2 protein-coding genes are annotated in these 1032 nt (G+C 71.1%); one reads left to right on the top strand and one right to left on the bottom strand.

What is annotated here, in order from left to right:
- Positions 1–186: 186 nt before the first annotated feature.
- Positions 187–798 (top strand): class I SAM-dependent methyltransferase, encoded by a 612-nt coding sequence (locus ACWDNU_RS47110; RefSeq protein ID WP_355276433.1) that lies wholly within the window; start codon positions 187–189, stop codon positions 796–798.
- Here the strand turns inward: ACWDNU_RS47110 and ACWDNU_RS47105 are convergent.
- Positions 781–1032 (bottom strand): helix-turn-helix domain-containing protein (locus tag ACWDNU_RS47105; protein ID WP_449673614.1); only part of this gene is annotated, 252 nt, incomplete at its 5' end. The two genes, ACWDNU_RS47110 and ACWDNU_RS47105, sit on opposite strands and share 18 nt — an antisense overlap.

Here is a 1032-nt window from a genome sequence, read left to right as displayed (position 1 = left end):
GAAACCCACCGCCTGCCAGTGCTGGTCGACCTCACCGCGGCTCCCGGCCGCACCCTGGTCTTCACCCGCACGTGATCCCTTCGTCTACGACTGGGGAGAACGGCTCCTCCCCATTCGACTACCCGGGACCCCGCACCACAAACGATCCACACAACGATCCGATCACACCGCGCTAGCGTCGAGGCCGTGTCCGACACCACCGTTCGCACGGCCTACGCCGCGATCCACGAGCTCTACATCGACCTGTTCGGCAGCCCCGCCGACCTGCATCCCGACGACGCCGACCTGGCATTACGCCATCTCGCCGACGCCCCCGGCCCGGTCCTCGATCTGGGATGCGGTCCCGGCCACTTCACCCAGTTCCTGCACGCGGCGGGCATCGCCGTCACCGGCGTCGATCTGGTCCCCGAGTTCATCGCCCACGCCCGTTCGCGCTACCCGGATGTGCCGTTCCGCGTCGATTCCCTGCGCACCGTCGACGCACCGACCGCCTCGATCGGCGGCGTGCTCGCGTGGTTCTCGCTGATCCACTTCACCCCGGCCGAACTGCCGGCGATCCTGGCGGAATTCGCCCGGGTCCTCGTGCCCGGCGGGCGCCTGGTGCTCGGCTTCTTCGACAGCGCCGAGCAGGTCGAGGTGTTCCCGCACAAGGTGACCGCGGCCTATCGCTGGCCGGTCGACGAGCTGGCCGAGGTGCTGCGCGCGGCCGGTTTCACCGAACGGGAACGGCGGCAGCGCTCGGCCGAGGGTGACGTCCGCCCGCTGGCCGCGCTGGCCTGCTCACGCACTCATCGGTAGTTCGGGCTGGGCGGGCAGCCGCACCGAGGTCGCCCTGACCACCCGGAACTGTCCCGGCGTCATGCCGGTCTCGAGCTGGAAGGCACGGTAGAACTGCCGCGGCGAGGAGAATCCGCTGGCCTCGGCGATCCTGGCCACCGCCCGCGCCCGGTCGCGCAGCAGCAGCTGGCGGGCGTGGCGCACCCGCATCCGGCGCAGCATGGCGGCCGGGCTGGTGCCCAGCGACGCGAAGGC

The sequence above is a fragment of the Amycolatopsis sp. NPDC003676 genome (genome assembly GCF_053587275.1).
The sequence above is the reverse complement of the archived record's forward strand: the minus strand, read 5'-3'. Positions and strand labels throughout refer to the sequence as shown.